Origin of the sequence: Aminobacter anthyllidis (genome assembly GCF_018555685.1) — a bacterium.
In the GTDB taxonomy this organism is placed as follows: Bacteria; Pseudomonadota; Alphaproteobacteria; order Rhizobiales; family Rhizobiaceae; genus Aminobacter; species Aminobacter anthyllidis.
Genome location: NZ_JAFLWW010000022.1, coordinates 1 through 2,500 on the forward strand (window position 1 = coordinate 1; position 2,500 = coordinate 2,500).

The window sequence follows — 2,500 nt, forward strand, 5'->3', positions numbered from 1 at the left end:
TGGTTGCGGGGACAGGATTTGAACCTGTGACCTTCAGGTTATGAGCCTGACGAGCTACCGGGCTGCTCCACCCCGCGCCACCATTTTCGCAAGCTGGGCCTGCGGAAGTTTTCGGCTTTCGCCAGAAGTCATATAGGCATTTGCCTATGCGATTTCGAGAGACCGCCAATGGAAAGGGCCGCTTGCGCGGCCCGATTACCCTTTGGCGGGCCTAGTCTTGCAAAGAGAAGATTTTGTCACCGCCGATGAGCGATGTCTTGATTTAACGTGCGTTTGGCAGACCTGGCAGCGACTTACTCTCCCGCGTCTTGAGACGAAGTACCATCAGCGCTGGAGCGTTTCACGGCCGAGTTCGGAATGGGATCGGGTGCAGCCGCTCCGCCATAACCACCAGGTCGGCAAAACGCACGTTGTTCGAGAAGCTTTGTGAGCGAATAGGGAATAGGGAGTAGCGAATAGGGTTTCTATCCGGTGCCACTCCTGGCTATTCGCTGGTCTTGTCTGTGCCTTTTCATCCTGCCTTGCGGCAGTGTGACGATCCCTTTGGGATCGCACTGTGATGAGCATTAGGAATGAGAACGATCAAGCCTATCGAACTATTAGTACCGGTAAGCTTCATGCGTTGCCGCACTTCCACACCCGGCCTATCAACGTGGTCGTCTTCCACGGTTCTCAAGGGAATACTCGTTTTAAGGTGGGTTTCCCGCTTAGATGCCTTCAGCGGTTATCCCGTCCGGATATAGCTACCCTGCTATGCGGCTGGCGCCACAACAGGTCCACCAGAGATCCGTCCATCCCGGTCCTCTCGTACTAGGGACAGATCCTTTCAATATTCCTACACCCACGGCAGATAGGGACCGAACTGTCTCACGACGTTCTGAACCCAACTCACGTACCGCTTTAAATGGCGAACAGCCATACCCTTGGGACCTGCTCCAGCCCCAGGATGCGATGAGTCGACATCGAGGTGCCAAACAACCCCGTCGATATGGACTCTTGGGGGTCATCAGCCTGTTATCCCCGGCGTACCTTTTATCCGTTGAGCGATGGCCCTTCCACGCGGGACCACCGGATCACTATGACCGACTTTCGTCTCTGCTCGACTTGTCAGTCTCGCAGTCAGGCGGGCTTATGCCATTGCACTCGACGACCGATTTCCGACCGGTCTGAGCCCACCATCGCGCGCCTCCGTTACTCTTTAGGAGGCGACCGCCCCAGTCAAACTACCCACCATACATTGTCCCGGACCCGGATAACGGGCCGCGGTTAGACATCCATAGAGATAAGGGTGGTATTTCAAGGTTGGCTCCACCAAGGCTGGCGCCCTGGCTTCAAAGCCTACCACCTATCCTACACATGCCACTACGAATGCCAATGTAAAGCTATAGTAAAGGTGCACGGGGTCTTTCCGTCTAACCGCAGGAACCCCGCATCTTCACGGGGAATTCAATTTCACTGAGTCTATGCTGGAGACAGCGGGGAAGTCGTTACGCCATTCGTGCAGGTCGGAACTTACCCGACAAGGAATTTCGCTACCTTAGGACCGTTATAGTTACGGCCGCCGTTTACTGGGGCTTCGATTCAAAGCTTGCACCTCTCCTCTTAACCTTCCAGCACCGGGCAGGCGTCAGACCCTATACGTCGTCTTGCGACTTCGCAGAGCCCTGTGTTTTTGATAAACAGTCGCTACCCCCTGGTCTGTGCCACCCTCCACATGCTTGCGCATGAAAGGGTCACGCTTCTTCCGAAGTTACGCGTGCAATTTGCCGAGTTCCTTCAGCATAGTTCTCTCAAGCGCCTTGGTATACTCTACCAGTCCACCAGTGTCGGTTTCGGGTACGGTCTATAATGGAGGAGCTATTTCCTGGAACCACTCCGCTGCAGGGATCAATCCAATAAGACCCCACAACATACGTGATCCGTCACTTCCTCCAGGCCCACGAATATTAACGTGGTTCCCATCGTCTACGCATTTCTGCCTCGACTTAGGGGCCGGCTAACCCTGCTCAGATTAGCTTTAAGCAGGAACCCTTGGACTTTCGGCGGGGGTGTCTCTCACACCCCTTACGTTACTCATGTCAGCATTCGCACTTCTGATACCTCCACGGCCCCTCACAGGTGCCGCTTCGTCAGCTTACAGAACGCTCCGCTACCGCTTGCAGCAAGCTGCAAACCCTAAGCTTCGGTGTATGGCTTTAGCCCCGGTACATTTTCGGCGCAAAGACCCTTATTTAGACCAGTGAGCTGTTACGCTTTCTTTAAATGATGGCTGCTTCTAAGCCAACATCCTGGTTGTTTTGGGATCCTCACATCCTTTCCCACTTAGCCATAACTTGGGGACCTTAGCTGTAGGTCAGGGTTGTTTCCCTTTTCACGACGGACGTTAGCACCCGCCGTGTGTCTGCCGACTAGTACTCCCAGGTATTCGGAGTTTGGTTAGGTTTGGTAAATCGGTGAGATCCCCTAGCCCATCCAGTGCTCTACCCCCTGGGGTATTCGG

1 tRNA gene and 2 rRNA genes (1 of these 3 cut by a window edge) are annotated in these 2,500 nt (G+C 54.4%); all 3 read right to left on the reverse strand.

Annotated features, from left to right (window positions below):
* Positions 1-77: transfer RNA gene (locus tag J1C56_RS32570), tRNA-Met, on the reverse strand.
* 203 nt (positions 78-280) lie between these two features.
* Positions 281-395: ribosomal RNA gene (rrf, locus tag J1C56_RS32575) — 5S ribosomal RNA — on the reverse strand.
* Between the two features lie 183 nt (positions 396-578).
* Positions 579-2,500: ribosomal RNA gene (locus tag J1C56_RS32580) — 23S ribosomal RNA — on the reverse strand (it continues 893 nt past the right edge of the window).